Here is a 17,675-nt window from a genome sequence, read left to right as displayed (position 1 = left end):
CATCATCTTTAGAATAATGAATTTACAAAAGTTCTAGAAGATATCGAGATGGCAAGGAATTGTTAGTATAGTATTAATGATGTTAACAACGACCCTCACCAAGTATGTTGAACTTAACAGAAGTTTCATTGGCATTACAATATAACCTTAATCAGATAAGAGAAGTAGTAGTACAAAATATAATATTGGAAGGTTAAAAAGGAACGAAAAAACCGGCATCTCTGATAAGTTCCCTATTAAAAAAGTAGGAATTGAAATAAAATCTCATTAGTTTTTCTAATAAGTATCCCGGTCTAACTAGTTAATTAATATTTAAGGTATGGAATTACAAGCTTCCACTCTACAAATTTTATGTTTACTTCAATTTTTACATTCTTATAATATATTAAGAATTACCTCAGACTGTGTAATACGTCATAAGATTAAGCTCGTTTATCTCCTCCAGAAAATATTGTATAACTATATCCCCCGTCTCGATAACGAAAAGATATTTTACAATTACTTCAATACAATTTATATAAATTATTTATAAACAATACTCTAACCTTTACAATTCGATATTATGATCACTAGTGGAAAGTATTAGAAAAAGCTTATAAATACTAAAAGCATAAATATATTAAAAATATGAGATTTCTAGATAAATAGTCCTAACCCACTTAATTTATATTACTTGATAAAAAAAGTATATTCACAATAAATTCTATTTAAGGTATAAATATCTCGTAGCTTAACTCTGAATACAATATTATGCATTCATGATTTATTGATCTGCTCTTGAGTATAAGGACTTTTAGAAAGATGTAATTGACGTTTATAACAACGTGAGACCGCTCTACGGGAGGAAAGATAAGGCTTGGATCGGAAAGTAAATAGAAACTAACTTGAGAAATTATTTATTTACAGTATAAGCCTAAATTATTATTATATAATTTTTAAGGAAATTAGACTCTGTAAATTACAACCTTAATTAACTATAAATACCTCTTAAACGTAAAGGCTTATTATGAAAACTTCTGAGATATTAAGGGAAAAAGTAAGAGAGCTATGGGAAAAATATGTTAAACATGAATTCGTCAAGCAAATGAGGGACGGTACCCTACCGTTAGAGTCCTTCCGTTATTATTTAATTCAGGATTCTAAGTACGTAGAGGTAATGTTAAAGAGTATAATGAGGGCCTCCTCATTTGCGCCTACTAACCAAGCTACTAAAGTCCTATCCTCTATACTTTCAACGAGGGATAAGGGAATGGAAGTACACAACTATCTCTTGGATAAGCTGAACATAACTCACGAGGAAATAATGAGGACTGGATATAACTTAGCAAATTATGTATACACTCGTCACTTGTATTATTACTCCACTAAAGGTTGGAAGGAGTTTTTATCAGCTTGGTCTCCTTGCATGTGGGGTTATTATGAAGTGGGAAAGTTCGTTATAGAGTCCCCAAACCAACTGTATTCTAAATGGGCTGAGTTTTATGCTTCAGAGGACTATAAAAGGAGAGTTGATGCGATCCTTGAAGCTTTAAACTCATATGAGTTTAACGAAAACTTGCTAAAACCTTTTTCTGCAAGTGTTAGGTTTGAAATACTGTTTTGGGACTACTCCTTAAGAAGGGAAGAAACACCTTTTTACGAGATCACGTAGTTTTGGTTAAGCCTATTTCCTCACCACACTAGAAAGGCTAGGGTTTCCCTCATCTATTCAGAGTTCCATGTATAAAACTATTCTTCATTAATACACGATACACCAGTTCTTTTTTAATTAGAGCTAATAAAAACTTACCGCGTAAAGATTTAGCTCTTAAGTGATTATGTGTTTTTAGGACAAGACGTAAATTAAGAAGTTAAATTTACGTAAAACTTCATGGTGATTATGACTTCACATAAGAAAAAGCTTAATAAAAAGAAATCAAGAAAAACACGTGGCTGTTAAGTTTTACTCTCATGAATTAAAGCTTTTCATAGTCTCTGTCCTCTCGTTCCTAACAATACATTATTCAACAACTTTTTACATAACATTGCCGTATATACATAACCTACCTTATCGTGAGGTGATAGACGTAATCGTAAATCTTGTGGTCTATTCTTTCGTTCTGTCCTTACTGACTTATAAGCTCTTTAGGGGGAACGAACTTGGAAAATACTACATCATCTGGTTCTGGTCTATATTCCTTAACTACTACTTTTTTAGTGTTTCCCTCTATTTCCCTTTTCATCTAGGTATATTTACCGGTGTAACGTCCGCTTTATTATACTCTATCCCGCCATCGCTAACAATGTCCGCAGTAAGGATCAAGAATAAGGCTTTTACTGGGTCTTTACCTACTCATCAATTATGGGCTGGTACAGTAATGTTCGCTTCACTGTTTTTACTCTCCCTTTATACTGGGATAATTATTAATACCTTTATTTATGGCGCACTAGCTGGGCTTTTACTGTCTTTCATAGCTGTGGGGACTAGGCAGACCATGATAAATCTTTCATTAATACCTTTATTCATTATAGCCTTTTATTATTCTGGCGACTCAATATATCACGTAACTCCTCTTACTCTCTTACTTGTTTTCGGGAGTTCTCTCCTTATCTTCTGGGTATCTATGAAGCCAGCACTCATGGTCAATCGCTTCACGGGTGAGGTTACTCCATTAGGAGTAGTATCTTCTATTTCTTTATCGTTATTCTTTCCCATATTAGTTCTAGCTTTGTGGTTTGTAACACGGATTGTAACTGTAGCATTTAAGCACAGTGATTACATTTCGCCCCTCACGTTGTCAACGATCCCTATAATCTTCTTACCTACTGTGATAAGTAGCACTGTAACGGACTATTTTAGGGGAAAAGAGCTTAATAAGATAACAAGGTATTACGGCGGTGAAGCAGGGACAGGGATAATTGGCGGAGTAGGTCTTGCCGACGGTTTATGGCTAGACTTAGTAGGGGTTCTGACATACTACTTAACGGTACTTAAATTCGGGTTCCTCGACGGCACCATACTTTATGCGGTAATAATAGTCCCAGCTATTGCAATTCTCTTACGTTTTGCTTAGCTGGGTTCCTTCCAGCCATGAAGGGACGAGGCTTTTCAACCTTTTGTAATAAGAGTATTACATGAGTTAGTTAAGCCAAAGAGTAAATAGTTTGCTAGAAGGGGTGTTAGGATGAGTAGTAAGAAATTTAGCATGCTAGGGAGAATGATAATGAGTCTAATCGAATCTCCAGTATCTCCAGAAGCTAGAGGAAAAGCTATTAATATAACATCTGGTACAAAAACTGACGTTGTTTTGTCCCTAAGACTGTAAATCTTTTACGTAACTACTCTCTATCTTTAATTACCTCTAATCCCCTTAAGAGAGTGTCCTAAGCGCAAATGATTGAATAAATCTATGTACAAGTTTATAGATAATTGTTGAAAAGTAAAGAAAATTAGCTGAGAAATTTTATGAGTATTTACAAGAGCTTAAGGACAACCCAGAAAATTATACCACAATATTGTATCAAGAAGTTAAGTTAGAAGATGCAAAGAAAATAAAGTGGTAAGATAATCCCATGTTTTTAGCCCTTGAAGGGAATAAGGTTGTTAGATCATTGCAAGTTATAAGAGGCAAATATTTTGGCATTGCTAGACAAAATCATGTTAGCGAATTGGCTTATTCAGTATCTAAGGAGTTCAGAGGGAAAGGATTAATTTACGCACCATTCTCACACGCTTTAGATAACGTGAAGTTAAAAATAATAACCGTTTGGGTTGATGAGAGGAACATAAGGTCACAGAAGCTTTTAGAGAAATTAAACTCCACTAAACTAGGTAAAATTGACGAGTTCATGTACTCCTTGAGAAAAGGATTTATGTAAACTTATTATTTTGTGTAGGGAACGAGCATTATGTACTAAAAAGAGCCAAAGAAGAGTTAGAAAGAAGGGGATTAAATATTTAGATAGTTAAGCTTAATTATTGGTAATTCGATTATCTTTTGGTAAAAGATGGAGAAAGTGGTAATAAAGAGAGTTGACAGCCAAGGAAGGATAGTTATACCAAAAGAATGGAGAGACAAGTTTAACACCGATGAGTTCATCCTAGTTCTAAAAGACGATAGGATTGAGCTTTACCCCCGTGCTTCAAACTTAACAAAACTTATTGATAGCATAGATGTTGAAGAATTACCAAGTGATTGGCATGAGCTTAAACGTAAAGTTTATAGACTCTAACGTGTTCATTTATGCAATACTGAAACCAAAACGTTCAGTTAATGAAAAGATTAAGAAAATGAAAGAGAAAGCGAAGGAAATACTGGCAAAAATTGATAACGGGGAGGAAAAAGTTCTAACTACTGTAGTCCACATCTCTAAATTGCTAACGTAATTGAGAGTTTATCTAACCTCACAACCTCAATTAAGGTTATTGAAAACATAATTAACAATGAGAATATTGTCATAAAACAAGTCACAGTACAAGATTATACCGAAGCTGTTAAAATAGCCGATGAGGAAAACGTTAGCATTAATGACGCTCTGGCTTATGTTATAATGATGAATAACGGTATTAACGAGATTTACACTTTTGATGAAAAACATTTTAAGAAATTAAATGTGAAGATTTTGTGAATATCTATAACATTTTTATGTAATTATTCATCATTTTTAATTATTTCTAATCTCCGTTGATGTGATAAGGTAAGCTAAAGTATGAGAACGTATTTCAACTCAACTACAAAAGTTTTACATTATAATACTGAACCCTGTATAGCATTTATTGGGAAAATCTTTGCAGTTTGAGGGATGCTTGAAAACTTTTTAAAAACATCCCTAGAGTGTTCAATGAAGTTCTTCATCTTCTTGGTGTACACTACAAAGTGATTAATTAACCTGAATTATTATTCTCCTTGATAGAAGACGGTGCTTCTTTAGCGAAGTTTTCGGCCCCATAAATCTCCCTTAATTTTCCTCAAACACAGTGTATTACCTCCACGTATTAATTATGAACCTTTTCTCATAAATACTTCACATTTGGTAAAAAGGTTTAATTTTAAGGTGCGAAAAAACTCTCATTATTTAACGTCATGAGAATCTCTAGTGACCATTACACCACGGTAAGCTTAAGTTTTCCGACACAAATAATATACCGTGCAGACTTTTACCGTGAAGGAGGTCATTTATCACATAACTCCTCACGGTAACTTTAAGGAGTACAGAGAAGTAACCGCGACTCGTTATTTCACGAGGCATGGATGGACTTTAACTAAGGTAGATGAGGACAAAGTCCCAGAACACGAACCATGTACTTCGTATAGGTCTTCAGCAGTAGATCAGTTTTCCAAAGCCGAGGGGATCAGAATTACGGAAGGTTATGCTATTTCTAAGTTACTCACTCGTGTAGTTGACCAATGCGTAGAAGAAAAAGTCGTTAACATCGTGGAATACAAAGGTGTTAAGTTCTCCTATGCTGGAGACCCCTCTGATATCCCCACAGTAATAGACTACCTAAGGGGCACGGTTAAGGAGACGGCACAGTCAAGGGTGTTTAGCTTAGAGCGGACTTATGGTATTTTAGACCCCGAGGTAACACTTCATCTTTTTCATCACGTTATATCTATGTTGAGGGCTGACAGACCTACGTTAAAGCTAGAAGAGAGGTTTTCACAGAGTGTGACTTTAATAGACGACCCGTTGAACCAAGAGCTCGTCGGTTTTTCTACATTTGATGACGAGGGGGTGAGGACTAGGAGAAAAGAGGTCATTGGAGACGGTTACGTATTGAGTTATTTAGGAACACTAAGTAGAGGTCAGCCGGGTAACGGCCGAGGGGTGATCCCTAAGCCAGATTACTTCAACCTAGTCGTTAAGAACGGGGACTGGAGTTTAGAGGAGTTAAGGGAGGAGACGAGAGAGGGATTGATTATAACCGGCGTTGAAAGGAGTGAGTTAGTAAAGAACAGTATAAGGATCTTTCCAAGAAGAGTAACGCTGATAGGAAAAGGGGATATACTGGTCAGAGAGATAGCTATCCCTTTACAAGAGCTCGACACTATTGATGCGTTGACTAAAGAAGTTAGGAGCGGTTATATTGATGACCAGCACGGAGGTATAGCCCCTTATCTGAGGATGAAGGTCAGACCAATAATATATTAAATGATAATGCCACAAAACTATAAATGAGTGACACTGGTATATTTAATTAAACTGGTATATTCAATCAAAATACACTACGTTAGTTTAGAATCTCTCTAATCCTACTTGTGTAGCTTCTACTAATCTACGTTGACTTGGCTGTAGTTACATCAATTCTTTTTCCTTCCTTTTTAAATGTTATCCTTTACTCATTAGAGTAGGCATTAAAGCTACATCAGTACCTGAGAGTTCAACCTAAGGCGAACGTAACGGGTTTATGGACTTTACACGGTATAATTGATTAAGTTTGGAGTAGCATTGAAAATTGCAAAGAAGAGACTTAGAAAATGAGTTATATGTGGCTACTTTATTAAAAAAATCCTTTTATATATACGAAAGTTAATTTCCTATCATGCCTTTTGATTTTGAAGACCTTGATATGGGAGTACTCTTAATAAAGCCAAAGGTCTTTCCTGACAAAAGAGGGTTCTTCCTTGAAGTGTTTAAGTCTACAGATTTCAGTAAACATAACATTCCGATACCCCTCCAGGTTAACATGTCCTTCTCAGTCAGAGGAGTAGTGAGGGGTTTACATTATCAGATAACACCAAAGGAACAAGGAAAAATTGTGTTCGTCCCTAAAGGGAAAATATTGGATGTCGCAGTTGATATCAGAAGGTCTTCCTCAACTTTTGGAAAGTATATAAGTGCAGAATTAAGCGAGTCAAACCACTACATGCTATGGATTCCTCCGGGGTTTGCCCACGGTTTTCAGGCGCTCGAGGACTCTCTAGTTGTTTACTTCGTTACTCATAACGAATATTCACCTCAACATGAGAGATGCATTAACTTTTCGTATATTGACTGGGCAATAAAAGAGATTGTAATAAGTGATAAGGACAGACAATGTCCTCCTCTTGATAAGGCTGAAGTGTTCTCTTAAACTCTCCAGTGTTCTTGTTAATTTATTATAAATAAAAAGATACATAAGGGTCTCCTATCATTTTCACAGTTTAATTAATTTTCCTTATAATCAATTTTATTTAGCACTTTATTAATTATTCTACAAGATCATTTTTTCTATTTCATCAGTTGTGAAAAAAGATTTATAATTTCTATTGAATAATAAGTACAATGCGGGTATTACTAATAGGAGCCTCAGGTCAGTTAGGCGTTGAAATAGATAAATTACTTTCTAAAAAACACCAAGTCATCAAGTTGTACAACTCATCGGAAATCCCTGACGGTTATAAGATGGATATAACCGATTTTACACATCTGGAAGATTTTATAATCAAGACCAGACCCGAAGTTATAATAAACACTGCAGCTATGACTGACGTAGACAAGTGCGAAACAGAAAGAGAGAAGGCGTATAAAATAAACGCTGAAGCAGTAAGGCACATGGTGAGGGCAAGTAGGGTAATAGATGCTTACTTTATTCACATCAGTACGGACTATATTTTTGACGGAATAAAGGGCAACTACAAAGAAGAGGACTTACCCAACCCGATAAACTACTATGGACTCACCAAGCTATTAGGAGAGACCTTTGCTTTATCATATGACGACAGCCTTGTTATAAGGACTTCTGGAGTGTTCAGGCATAAGGGATTTCCAGTCTACGTGTATAAGACATTGAAAGAGGGAAAGACAATCTTCGCATATAAAGGTTATTACTCGCCTATTTCCGCGAGGAAACTCGCTTCAGCTATAGAAGAGTTGTTAACCCTTAGAAAAACCGGTTTACTAAATGTTGCAAGCGAGAGGATATCACGTTATGAGTTAGCATTAAAGATTAAAGAAAAGTTCAATTTGGCAGGAGAAGTGAGGGAAGTAGATGAGGTTAAAGGGTGGGCAGCTAAGAGACCCTTCGACTCCTCTTTAGACTCCTCAAGGGCTAGGAAGTTCTTATCCGTTGATTTTTACAGTTTAGACCTAAACGGTATGGTGGTATGAAATGGAGGCAGTAATTCTACACGGAGGACAAGGGACAAGACTTAGACCGTTAACCCACACCGGTCCGAAGCAGTTGATAAAAGTAGCAGGGAAACCGGTTTCACAGTGGGTTTTAGAACAGATCAGAGACGCTGGGATAAAGGACGTAATAATTATCTTAGGTGATAACACGCCCACACGTGTTGTAGACTATTACGGAGACGGTAGTAGGTTCGGAGTGAGGATAACTTACGTTTACCAAGGTAAAGCTAGAGGACTAGCTGATGCTGTTTATAAAGTGAAGGACGTAGTGTCGGATAGGTTCTTAGTTTACTTAGGGGACAACGTAGTTCCTTACGATCTGAGTAAGTTCTCCTCTTTTAAAGGCTCGGCTTCAATCCTACTCGCTAAGGTTGATAACCCTAACAGGTTTGGAGTAGCCGTGATAAAGGACGGGAGGATCATAAAACTAGTCGAGAAGCCTAAAGAACCGATTTCTGACTTAGCCTTAGTAGGTGTTTACGGGTTCACGAGGGAGATCTTTGATGTTATTGAATCGTTAAAACCAAGCTGGAGAGGCGAACTTGAGATAACAGATGCATTACAAGGACTAATAGACAGAGGTAGGGAAGTGGATTACGAAATAGTTCAGGGTTGGTGGAAGGACACGGGAACTCCAAGGGATATCTTAGAGGCCAACGCATTCTTGTTAGATAGATATGCTGAAAGGAAGGTTGAAGGTGTAATAGAGAACTCTACAATTGACGGCAGAGTAATAATCGAGAAAGGAGCTGTAATAAAGAACTCTGTGGTAAGAGGGCCAACTTACATAGGAAGGGACACGAAAATTGTCAACTCCTATGTAGGACCTTTCACTTCTGTTGGCGAGCAGAGCGAAATAACAGACAGTGAGATAGAGTACAGTGTAATCCTTGACCGCGTTAAGATAAGGGGAGTGACACTAATGGACTCTTTAATAGGAAATAACGCTACTGTTGAAAAGGGTGGAAGGTGGCAAAAATTAATTATAGGCGAGAACTCTTCGGTGATACTATGAAAATCATCGTAGTTGGGGGAGCGGGATTCATAGGTTCTGCTTTCGTGAGGGAGTTAAACAAGAGGGGGATAAGACCCCTTGTAGTCGACCTATTAACCTACGCTGGGAGAAAGGAAAACCTTAAAGAGACAGACCACGATTTTATCCAAGCTGACGTAAGGAACGAGCAAATACACGATATAATTAAAGACTATTCTCCTGATGTAGTGATAAATTTCGCAGCTGAGACTCATGTAGATAGATCGATTTACAAACCCCAAGATTTCATAACCACTAACGTGCTTGGTGCCGTAAACCTACTTGAGGCTTCAAGGAAGTTCGGTTTTAAATACATCCACATTTCAACAGACGAAGTCTACGGCGAGGAGTGCGGAGATGAGAACTCACCTTTAAGGCCATCATCGCCTTATAGTGCCTCTAAAGCATCAGCTGACCTATTCGTAAAGGCTTACGTAAGAACTTACGGCATTAACGCGATTTTAGTGAGACCGTCTAATAACTATGGTCCTAGGCAGTTCCCTGAAAAGTTAATACCTAAGGCTATAATCAGGACACTGCTAGGGATGCATGTGCCGGTGTACGGTGATGGCAAAGCTGAAAGGGACTGGATATTCGTAGAGGACACTGCTAGGATAGTTTTCGACGTGATGAGAAAAGCGGAGTGGAAAGGAGAAGCTTATAACATCCCGGGTGGACAGAGATATAACGTGCTCGAGATACTGAAGATGTTGGAGGAAGTGAGTGGCAAAGAGGTTAGAATAAAATTCGTCTCAGATAGACCTGGTCACGACAGAAGGTATTGTATGATAACAAGGATGAAGTATGAAGTAACACCCTTCAAAGAAGGACTGAGAAAAACTTACGAGTGGTATTTAAATAACAGATGGTGGTGGGAGCCGTTAATTACGGATAAGTTCTTCGTAGAAGATGAGCCGTGGTTAGCAGTAAAGGGTAAGTAAACATTTAGGTAGTTTAAGGGAAGTAGAGTTTTAGATAGCACCTACCACACTGTAAATCTTATATTAGTTTTTAGCCTTCTTGACAACCTCCCTGATTATCTCTAAGTCTATCTTGATGTCATATTTAGACTTCTACAATACTTTCTTCCACTTCTGCAATTCCTCAAATATCATTTAATATAACATTTTAATGATTAAGAATCTTCATCTTATTCTATTGTCGATTAAATCTAGAACCCATATATCATCATCTGAAGTGAAGGATAATAGGTTACCCCTTATGTCTGGATACATATAATAGCCTTTCATGGCTGTAAAATACCATTATTACTTAATAAATCATTTGTAAATTCTGTTTCATTTTCTAGAATTAAAAATCTTTACCTTTAGGCCTAATATCGTTTATGTCTAGGTAAAATATAAGCTGAATAAACTAGATTTAAAAATTTTAATATATTAATGCCTAACAATGGCAAATAGAACTATAGAATACTTAAGAAAATGTCTTTACTTCATTTCCTCTTCAACAGTAATAGAACTGCTCCTACTACCACTAACACGACTATAATTCCCACAATTATAAGTGTAATTATATGACTCGATATTATGCCCGAACTTGCGTTAGTATAACCGTAAACTACATAATATGTCGTAGATGGATCGTCTACGACCACTACTTTACCCTGATAAACGAAGTAGTCTTTAGGATTAAGCTGAACAATACCGTTTGCACTCTGCTTGAATACTGCAAAACTCTCGTTGTGTAACAAACTAACGTTAAACATTATGTATCCACTCCCGCTGACATTGACTACTTGGGCTGTATAGGACTTACCTCCGATCGTCACATTACTTACACTGACAGATTGAGGAGTTACGACACTTACAGATACGTAAGAGCTGTTGGGATATATAATCACGTACTCTCCTGAGTCGCTAACGTTTACGTAAACCAGTGATGCAGGGTAAACAATGTACACAGGGTGATAGAAGTTTACATTAGCAGTACTTTCCACTCCGTTGTTAGTTATACCCACCACGGCTATATTACCGTTAATGTTAACCATACTCATCGTCTTTGCCTCGGCATAAGGCACCCCTTCATTTATTACTACCCTTATGTGGGACTCAACTTGGTTAAGCGTCACATTAAAGATGAAACCCTGATGGGATAAGTAGCTTGAGCTGAACGCGTTCTCTACATACGCTACTATGCTACCGTTAATGCCGAAGAATTCTATTGCACTGAATTCCACATTTCCGCTCTCTACATACGCTACTACTATGCTACAATTAATGCCGAATAAATCTAATGAACTGAATTCCACATTTCTTTCAGCTTGTAAGCATGGCGATGAGACAGAACCCTGACCCTCTCCCTCCCAGATCATCGCGGGAACATAAGTGCCATTATAGTATGCTACTGTTACGTTATATGGTGCCTCAGCTTGTACTCCCTGAGACTCAAACTTGAATTTTTGATACCTCTCTGGGGTAGCCGAACTCACAGTTAGTGTGAACGAAGCTTCACTTGGTTTCTGCAAAGTCACTTTCACTAATGGTAAACTCTCGCTCAAAATATAATGTGAGTTCTTATGGGAGATCGTTAAAGTCACGTTGGCAAAACTGCTACCGTTAAGGAACTGTAGAATCAGTTCTGCACTTGAGTTGAAATAGGCTAAACCAGAGATAGTGCCAGTAGTATTAAGAAAGCCCGCCCACACCACTTCTTTTATTACGTTAGGCTCAATTAAGAGGACTCTTGCTAATTGCGGTATTTGGGAGGTAACAGTAACGGAAAACGGTGAGACCTTCACCACTATATTTCCGGTATAGGCTTGTAGGTTGCCGGTCTCCACAACGTAGTGGAAAAAGGTATAAGAAATTATAGACTGTTGTTCATTAGTCGTGTTATATACAGTATAAGAGTAATCGTAGGTTATCCCTGAACGTGTTGTTATTAGCCTTGACAAGTACTGTTGGTACATAACTATGTGTTTAGGGGTCTGTGCTGTAGGAACTAGTGAGAATATCGGAATTAAAAATAGGACGAGTAAAAGAGACGAGACGAATTTTTTCTTTCCGTTCATTAAACGATACTTGGAGCTCCCAGCTAAAAATTTTCTCGTAGTAAATAGAAAACCAGTAATACAATACGTTTAGTAAGATAGAGGAAAGTAAGAAAGAACTGACTAAACTGAGTCTTTATATAGAAAGTTATAATGTATTGCTACTATAATTAAATCTTAATTACGTCGACAATCACATTCTCTAGTTAGCGAGAAAGGAGCTGGGAGTTCAGAGAAATACTTACTAACTTAGCTCCCGTTTGTCCCCCTACACTTTCATTTCAATCATTTTATGATTATTCATGATTGAGTATGGGGACTTAGCCCTCAACCACCTACTTACTGTAGGTGGGTCATGGGACTCCTTAGAGCCCAACGGCACGGGGCTCACATCTCTGTAATCACTCCCATACTTTTGCCCACATCGCCGTGAGAGATCATCATATAGCAACGAAAATTCTTTATAAACAGATAAAAATTTCTATCAACGTGAAAAAGGATTCACCCCAATATAAAGGTCATGATTTATTAATAAACGCAAAGGATGCAGCTCAGCGTTTTGAATCTAACGAAGATATTTTAAGGAATAATATTTTAAAATTAATAAAAATTTTAAATACTAATAGTTAATCATAACTCTTTAGCCTAAGGATTCCAAAAAGTTTCTGAATAACATCATAGCTCCTATTAAAAAGCAACTATTACCTTCCTTAACGCTAACTTATGAATGTTATTATTCCAGACAATAATAAATTAAAAAGAGGTATCGACACGACAATACTCTGTGACTCCATGAAGCTTAAGATCTGAGTATTAATATCAAATATTTACGAAATCTAAATAGTAAAGTATAATTACAGTAATGAAGACAATACTATAGTGAGCACTAATTAATACTAGCTTTTATTTTATAAAAATAAGACAAACTATTGAAACTAAAGAAAAAATAAAGGATATGAAATAAGGTAAGATAAGGCTATTAGAGGAGCCCAATAATAAAAGTAGTAGTGAAATAGCTGAATTATATATGAATGATGAAATAGACAATATGGGTAGCCTATAATCACTTCGAATTATAATTGATGCTAATAAGTTCAAATTTGGCGATATAATTCCCCATGCAAATTCAAAAAGTAAGACTCCTATGAAAATACCATTAACAATAAGGATAAAGGATATTGCGAGTATGGAAAAAGCTATATACAATTTATTTTTAGTATCTAGATTAATTTTATAAGAGAACAAAGTACCCAAATTTAATATTATAATCATAATAGAGAGAAATAAACCTAAATCCTTTTCATGAAATCCCAAATTCTTCATAAATATCGGCCAAGTATATATAAAATAATTAAAGGAAAAATAAATTAGTATATTTATAAAAATGTATAAGATAACATTTCGAGAAAAAATTGAAAATACATTTTGTTTTAATTTTTCAATATTTAATATATTAATGGTATTATAAGTATTAATTATTTCTTCTTGATTTCTAGAATATAAAGTTAGAGTTAGTGAAGTTAAATACAGCACAATAGAAGCTGACATTATTATTGTTAATGGCGATGAAACAAATGATCCAACCATTCCTGCCAGAACTCCAGCAATAGAACTGAAAACTCTACTTAGGTGGAATGCTTTATCTCTTTCTTTTATTTCAGCTTCACCTATATATACAAATAGGTATATGGAAATCAATGCGTCACCGGTTCCGATTAGAATGAATGAAAATAGAGAAGGATAAACAAGTAATAGCGAAAAACCTAATGCATTAAGTAAAATACCCAAACTAATTAATAAAAGTTTATTATGTTTGTATGATATAAATCCTATAAGCAATCTTGAAAAAGTATTACTAATCAATTGTATTGATCTGAAAGTTGAAAGTGTGTACAAAGAAATACCTTGATCTATTAAATAAATCGGATAGTAAGGACCTAAATACTGAGTAATGAAATAAAGTAACGTAGATATTGCAATATAATTTTTGGCTTTTACATCCATCTTTTACTGTCAATTAAATATTCCGAAAACTATTTTAATCTTAACTCCCACGGTCGAGAAGAACTCCTCAAGCTATTCAAATCCAAAACGCGTTAGTCTGTCTTTGTATGTTATTAATACGACGTCTACACTCCTTCCCTCAACCAGTTTGAATAGTTTGAGCAATCCTTTTCTTTGTGTGTATAACCCGGTAGCTATATCTTTCAGTACTTCAACTACCTTGTAACCTTTTGCTGTTGCGTAATTTGTTAGGTAGTCTATTTACCTTTCCAAATCCTCTCTCTGGTTAGCTGAGGACACCCTTGCATAAATTACAGCCTTCGTCTCTTCCCTGCTTTCTAAGTACTTCTTTATCTCACTGTAAGGTATCCTATACTTCCCTCCTTCAGTTGTTACCGCCCTTATCTTCCCTTCTCTAATCCACCGTAGGAGAGTTGAGTATGAAATGCTGAGCAGTTGGCAAGCCTCCTTGGGTCTCAGTAGTCTCTCCGCAGAATTAGTTGATAATAAATATAAAAAGATCTCTGTTAACGTGAGAAAAGATTCACCCCTATTCGACAATTCCGTTAATATGAAATAAGTTAATGACCTTGAGCAGCTGGTTCTGCATATGAATGTAGAATCATCTCTCTTCTAGAGACCTTTAGAGACTCATAAAGTGACGATTCCGCTATGATATGCTTGCTAACGAGATCATACTAAATAAAATATAATTAAGCGAAGTTAACACGGGGTTCTCAGATTAAACATTTTAATACACCGAAAGAGAAAAATATCTCGTGGAAGCAAATCACGGAACACTCATTACTTCACTCCCCGCAGAAGTAACGTACCACGATAGAAAAAAGTCGGTATTGCCGAGGAAATACGTCCAAAAGGAGGGTAATTTGAGACTTTTTGTTCCTCCTTATCTCATCGATAGTGTGGCAGAAGTTCTGAGAAATCACGGGTTTAAGGATTTAAGGCTCACTTTTCACAAGGGCGAGAAATACTCCTTGTCGAAAAAGCTCTTGAAGATTTGGGAGCTTCATGTTAGAATTTTTTCCGACGGATTTATTGATGCCCACTTTGAGATAAGTAGGGATTTCCTCGAACATCTACATCACTCTACCCTACCCTCTCTATACGAAGTCTTCGATATTTATAAAGAAATATACCCTAAGATCCACATTTACGATGCAGGGAACAAGAAGTGGATTTCTGAAGTAATAAGCAAATATACGTTGAGTTTGAGGGCTCCTAAAACCGTTACTAAGTGGAAGCCGTTATTTTACACATCCTTAATATTAATGTTTGTGGGAACGGCTCTCATCCTGAAACATTGAACTAAATATGTTCACTCCCTTTTCGGCTAAGGCTAAATAAGACGTTGTTGAATACTTATCTATGAAAATAGCCGTAGTCGGGTGTAGAGGTTTCGGCAGAGTCCACTTAAACGCTCTATCTGAGTTGAGAAGAGACCGTGAACTTGAAGTGTACGTTTTCAGCAGGACTGAGAAGTATGCAAAAGAGTGTCACAAGGAGCTCGACGCTGAAGGCTATTTCACAAGCTACGAATAAGTCCTGAACTCCAATGTAGACATTGTAGACTTAGTTGTAAGTCATGACGCTCACGAACCTATGGGAGTCTCAGCTACGAGGAGTAAGAAGAATGTTATGTTAGAGAAACCTATCGCCAGGAATGAGGAAGAGGCGATAAGGTTAATTGAGACAGCAAAGACAACTGGGGTAAAGTTCATGGTGCTAGAGAACCACTACTTTGATCCGTCAGTCTGGAAGGCAAAGGAGCTAATGGAAATGATGGGAGGTATTTCGCTAATCTTGTTGAGGAACACGAGGTTTAATTCGCCTCAGGGGTGGAGGAGAGTAAAGGATTTGATGGGAGGTGGAGCACTGATTGACGGAGGTATACATTTCGTAGACACGTTGTTGAACCTAGGGGGAGACTACACGAGTGTTAATGCATTGTGTAATTCAACATTTTCTGGACTTGAGGGAGAAGATACTACGGTTGCCGTGTTTAAATTTAAGAACGGGGCTGTGGGGAACTTAGTCTACTCTTGGGCTTCGCAGTCGAGGTGCGAATTCCCCCACTTCGAGATATATGGCAAAAACGGAACTATTAAAGAGGATTACAGAAGCAGGGTTAGGATCAAACCTTACGGTGATTTAATCGTGGAGTGGAAGAACGGTGACATCCAAGTTATCTCGACCGAGAAAGTAAACGCGGTTAAGGAGGAGATGAGGGGTTTTATTAACACGGTTGAAAGAGATAGTGAAGTACCGATGGATCCCATGATAGCGTTAAGAGACTTAAGGGCTGTGAGGAACATACATAGAAGTTGCGGAGAAATAAAGAAATAGTTACCGTCCTTGTCCTCTCGATCAACTTTTATTACCATGTCGTAACTCCATTATTTGTGGGTAATATTAAGGAAATTAAGCCTTGGGGAGTAAACGTCCCTTACATGATCCTCGCCGTGATCTACTGGACTATAGGAGGTTTTTCTCTGACGGCTAGCCCTTCTGATCACCCCTATTTCATGCTTTTGGGAGCTTACTCGTTATTTTTCGGCATGATCCAAAGGCTCTTCTTTCCTGCAACTAAGTATTTTGCCCTACAAATACTGACTTTAATTCTTTTGTCGATCCCGATCTCCTATTTTCAGGTACTAGCGTCAATTAGCCTCACTCTGACGGAAATATGGGCACTAAAAGATGTAATGACTTACGGTGGTAAATTCCCGGTGAACCTTCTCGTCCTTTCCTCTCCCTTCTTGTCTGTAATAGCTTGGTCTTTATACCCCCAATTTTGGTTGTTAATACTCCCTCTACTCACCTACTCGTTAGGTGTAAATATCGGTGTTTTCACGGCTACTTTGAGGACTAAACCGGTTTTCGGCAGAGACCAATTACCCCTTTTGTTCTTCTTAATACTTTCGGTAATTATTCGACCTTTATACTACTTTGTGGGAGTTATATATTTGCTAATGATCGTTAGGACAAGGTATAAAATGAATCTGAGTGCCTCTGTTACCCTTTTCTCCGTCTTCGTAACCCCTCTATTAGCATTGTTTCTGGGGGACACTCTGCACTCCTTCTTCTTAGGCGTTATGGCCCCCCTCTTCTTTTCGTGCATAGTGTACTCGACGAGTAAATATAATTACGATTACGTGTGGTTTCCCGTTTTGACTTCTTTCCTTTCTTACCTGATCAGGGGGATTAGTATCGAACTCTCCGGAATAGTTTGGGCGATTTCGTTGCTTTCTTTTCTTTACTTAGTTAAGGATAACTTTTCTTTAACCACTCTGAAGACCGGACTCTCCTCAAGGTATCTTAGGAGACGATAAGAGAAGTTTTTCCAAGTAGTCCTTATTGACTTTTCTCGTTATACTCACATTTCCTTCCTATATACTTTTAATCTAGAGCGAAAAACTCTTTTGTAAAATTTTTATCTAAAAACTTACGCATGATGATTTACTCCGTGAATTCTACGGGAAGATGTATATAATAAAAACTTTAAAAGGAGACAACAAT

The 17,675-nt window shown here is 37.0% G+C and carries 20 protein-coding genes and 1 pseudogene; 17 read left to right on the top strand and 4 right to left on the bottom strand.

All coding sequences use genetic code 11. The features are described from left to right. Positions 1-1,006: 1,006 nt before the first annotated feature. The 12 genes from WIW52_RS06815 to WIW52_RS06760 all read left to right on the top strand — a co-directional run bounded on the left by WIW52_RS06815 (position 1,007) and on the right by WIW52_RS06760 (position 10,065). Complete coding sequence (locus WIW52_RS06815) at positions 1,007-1,651, top strand: TenA family protein (protein ID WP_337709457.1); 645 nt, start codon at positions 1,007-1,009, stop codon at positions 1,649-1,651. A 277-nt stretch (positions 1,652-1,928) separates the two neighbouring features. Next, positions 1,929-3,053, top strand: a complete 1,125-nt coding sequence (locus WIW52_RS06810; RefSeq protein ID WP_337709454.1) for a hypothetical protein — start codon at positions 1,929-1,931, stop codon at positions 3,051-3,053. A 111-nt stretch (positions 3,054-3,164) separates the two neighbouring features. After that, a complete protein-coding gene (locus tag WIW52_RS06805) occupies positions 3,165-3,305 on the top strand; it encodes a hypothetical protein (RefSeq protein ID WP_337709452.1) in 141 nt (46 codons plus the stop codon). A gap of 286 nt (positions 3,306-3,591) precedes the next feature. Further along, positions 3,592-3,858, top strand: coding sequence for a GNAT family N-acetyltransferase (locus WIW52_RS06800; protein ID WP_337709450.1), 267 nt, complete (start codon positions 3,592-3,594; stop codon positions 3,856-3,858). A gap of 129 nt (positions 3,859-3,987) precedes the next feature. Next, a complete protein-coding gene (locus WIW52_RS06795; protein WP_337709448.1) occupies positions 3,988-4,212 on the top strand; it encodes an AbrB/MazE/SpoVT family DNA-binding domain-containing protein in 225 nt (74 codons plus the stop codon). Further along, positions 4,181-4,366, top strand: coding sequence for a hypothetical protein (locus WIW52_RS06790; RefSeq protein ID WP_337709447.1), 186 nt, complete (start codon positions 4,181-4,183; stop codon positions 4,364-4,366). Before WIW52_RS06795 ends, WIW52_RS06790 begins: the two co-directional genes overlap by 32 nt. Continuing rightward, positions 4,354-4,608, top strand: a complete 255-nt coding sequence (locus WIW52_RS06785; protein WP_337709487.1) for a PIN domain-containing protein — start codon at positions 4,354-4,356, stop codon at positions 4,606-4,608. Before WIW52_RS06790 ends, WIW52_RS06785 begins: the two co-directional genes overlap by 13 nt. Before the next feature lie 519 nt (positions 4,609-5,127). Beyond that, positions 5,128-6,132 (top strand): metallopeptidase TldD-related protein, encoded by a 1,005-nt coding sequence (locus WIW52_RS06780; RefSeq protein ID WP_337709445.1) that lies wholly within the window; start codon positions 5,128-5,130, stop codon positions 6,130-6,132. A 391-nt stretch (positions 6,133-6,523) separates the two neighbouring features. Next, the gene (gene rfbC, locus WIW52_RS06775; protein ID WP_337709444.1) at positions 6,524-7,054 is read left to right on the top strand and encodes a dTDP-4-dehydrorhamnose 3,5-epimerase; all 531 of its coding nucleotides are present in this window, start codon (positions 6,524-6,526) and stop codon (positions 7,052-7,054) included. A 191-nt stretch (positions 7,055-7,245) separates the two neighbouring features. Further along, positions 7,246-8,070, top strand: coding sequence for an SDR family oxidoreductase (locus tag WIW52_RS06770; protein WP_337709442.1), 825 nt, complete (start codon positions 7,246-7,248; stop codon positions 8,068-8,070). 1 nt (position 8,071) lies between these two features. Continuing rightward, positions 8,072-9,106: a glucose-1-phosphate thymidylyltransferase gene (locus tag WIW52_RS06765; RefSeq protein ID WP_337709440.1), complete on the top strand. Its 1,035-nt coding sequence runs from the start codon at positions 8,072-8,074 to the stop codon at positions 9,104-9,106. Beyond that, positions 9,103-10,065, top strand: a complete 963-nt coding sequence (locus WIW52_RS06760; RefSeq protein WP_337709438.1) for a dTDP-glucose 4,6-dehydratase — start codon at positions 9,103-9,105, stop codon at positions 10,063-10,065. The genes WIW52_RS06765 and WIW52_RS06760 overlap by 4 nt, the downstream gene beginning before the upstream one ends. Positions 10,066-10,577: 512 nt before the next feature. Here the strand turns inward: WIW52_RS06760 and WIW52_RS06755 are convergent. Both WIW52_RS06755 and WIW52_RS06750 read right to left on the bottom strand, forming a co-directional pair. Continuing rightward, positions 10,578-12,155 (bottom strand): hypothetical protein, encoded by a 1,578-nt coding sequence (locus WIW52_RS06755; RefSeq protein ID WP_337709436.1) that lies wholly within the window; start codon positions 12,153-12,155, stop codon positions 10,578-10,580. Between the two features lie 247 nt (positions 12,156-12,402). Continuing rightward, the gene (locus tag WIW52_RS06750; protein ID WP_337709489.1) at positions 12,403-12,585 is read right to left on the bottom strand and encodes a hypothetical protein; all 183 of its coding nucleotides are present in this window, start codon (positions 12,583-12,585) and stop codon (positions 12,403-12,405) included. A gap of 38 nt (positions 12,586-12,623) precedes the next feature. On the opposite strand from WIW52_RS06750, the gene WIW52_RS06745 reads away from it, so the two are divergent. Beyond that, complete coding sequence (locus WIW52_RS06745) at positions 12,624-12,764, top strand: hypothetical protein (protein ID WP_337709434.1); 141 nt, start codon at positions 12,624-12,626, stop codon at positions 12,762-12,764. A gap of 273 nt (positions 12,765-13,037) precedes the next feature. Here WIW52_RS06745 and WIW52_RS06740 read toward each other — a convergent pair whose 3' ends face one another. Both WIW52_RS06740 and WIW52_RS06735 read right to left on the bottom strand, forming a co-directional pair. Continuing rightward, the gene (locus tag WIW52_RS06740) at positions 13,038-14,138 is read right to left on the bottom strand and encodes an MFS transporter (protein ID WP_337709432.1); all 1,101 of its coding nucleotides are present in this window, start codon (positions 14,136-14,138) and stop codon (positions 13,038-13,040) included. Positions 14,139-14,213: 75 nt separating this feature from the next. After that, positions 14,214-14,660 (bottom strand): annotated as a pseudogene (locus WIW52_RS06735) (IS607 family transposase); the annotation flags it as partial. Positions 14,661-14,917: 257 nt separating this feature from the next. Here WIW52_RS06735 and WIW52_RS06730 point away from each other — a divergent pair. From WIW52_RS06730 to WIW52_RS06715, 4 genes are all read left to right on the top strand, one after another. After that, complete coding sequence (locus WIW52_RS06730; RefSeq protein WP_337709430.1) at positions 14,918-15,463, top strand: hypothetical protein; 546 nt, start codon at positions 14,918-14,920, stop codon at positions 15,461-15,463. 61 nt (positions 15,464-15,524) lie between these two features. Further along, the gene (locus tag WIW52_RS06725) at positions 15,525-15,698 is read left to right on the top strand and encodes a hypothetical protein (RefSeq protein WP_337709429.1); all 174 of its coding nucleotides are present in this window, start codon (positions 15,525-15,527) and stop codon (positions 15,696-15,698) included. 3 nt (positions 15,699-15,701) lie between these two features. Further along, positions 15,702-16,502, top strand: a complete 801-nt coding sequence (locus tag WIW52_RS06720; protein ID WP_337709485.1) for a Gfo/Idh/MocA family protein — start codon at positions 15,702-15,704, stop codon at positions 16,500-16,502. A 56-nt stretch (positions 16,503-16,558) separates the two neighbouring features. Beyond that, a complete protein-coding gene (locus WIW52_RS06715) occupies positions 16,559-17,488 on the top strand; it encodes a hypothetical protein (RefSeq protein WP_337709428.1) in 930 nt (309 codons plus the stop codon). The last annotated feature ends 187 nt before the right edge of the window (positions 17,489-17,675 follow it).

The organism is Stygiolobus sp. RP850M (assembly GCF_037389295.1).
GTDB lineage: Archaea > Thermoproteota > Thermoprotei_A > Sulfolobales > Sulfolobaceae > Stygiolobus.
Note: the sequence above shows the minus strand (reverse complement) of the source record. Positions and strands in the feature narration are given on the sequence as shown.

What these genes read in the sequence shown, in the direction of transcription:
- WIW52_RS06725 (WP_337709429.1), top strand. Translation starts at nt 15,525, where the DNA reads ATGAAAATAGCCGTAGTCGGGTGTAGAGGTTTCGGCAGAGTCCACTTA.
- WIW52_RS06760 (WP_337709438.1), top strand. Translation starts at nt 9,103, where the DNA reads ATGAAAATCATCGTAGTTGGGGGAGCGGGATTCATAGGTTCTGCTTTC.
- WIW52_RS06795 (WP_337709448.1), top strand. Translation starts at nt 3,988, where the DNA reads ATGGAGAAAGTGGTAATAAAGAGAGTTGACAGCCAAGGAAGGATAGTT.
- WIW52_RS06755 (WP_337709436.1), bottom strand. Translation starts at nt 12,155, where the DNA reads ATGAACGGAAAGAAAAAATTCGTCTCGTCTCTTTTACTCGTCCTATTT.
- WIW52_RS06740 (WP_337709432.1), bottom strand. Translation starts at nt 14,138, where the DNA reads ATGGATGTAAAAGCCAAAAATTATATTGCAATATCTACGTTACTTTAT.
- WIW52_RS06790 (WP_337709447.1), top strand. Translation starts at nt 4,181, where the DNA reads ATGAGCTTAAACGTAAAGTTTATAGACTCTAACGTGTTCATTTATGCA.
- rfbC (WP_337709444.1), top strand. Translation starts at nt 6,524, where the DNA reads ATGCCTTTTGATTTTGAAGACCTTGATATGGGAGTACTCTTAATAAAG.
- WIW52_RS06770 (WP_337709442.1), top strand. Translation starts at nt 7,246, where the DNA reads ATGCGGGTATTACTAATAGGAGCCTCAGGTCAGTTAGGCGTTGAAATA.
- WIW52_RS06765 (WP_337709440.1), top strand. Translation starts at nt 8,072, where the DNA reads ATGGAGGCAGTAATTCTACACGGAGGACAAGGGACAAGACTTAGACCG.
- WIW52_RS06805 (WP_337709452.1), top strand. Translation starts at nt 3,165, where the DNA reads ATGAGTAGTAAGAAATTTAGCATGCTAGGGAGAATGATAATGAGTCTA.
- WIW52_RS06815 (WP_337709457.1), top strand. Translation starts at nt 1,007, where the DNA reads ATGAAAACTTCTGAGATATTAAGGGAAAAAGTAAGAGAGCTATGGGAA.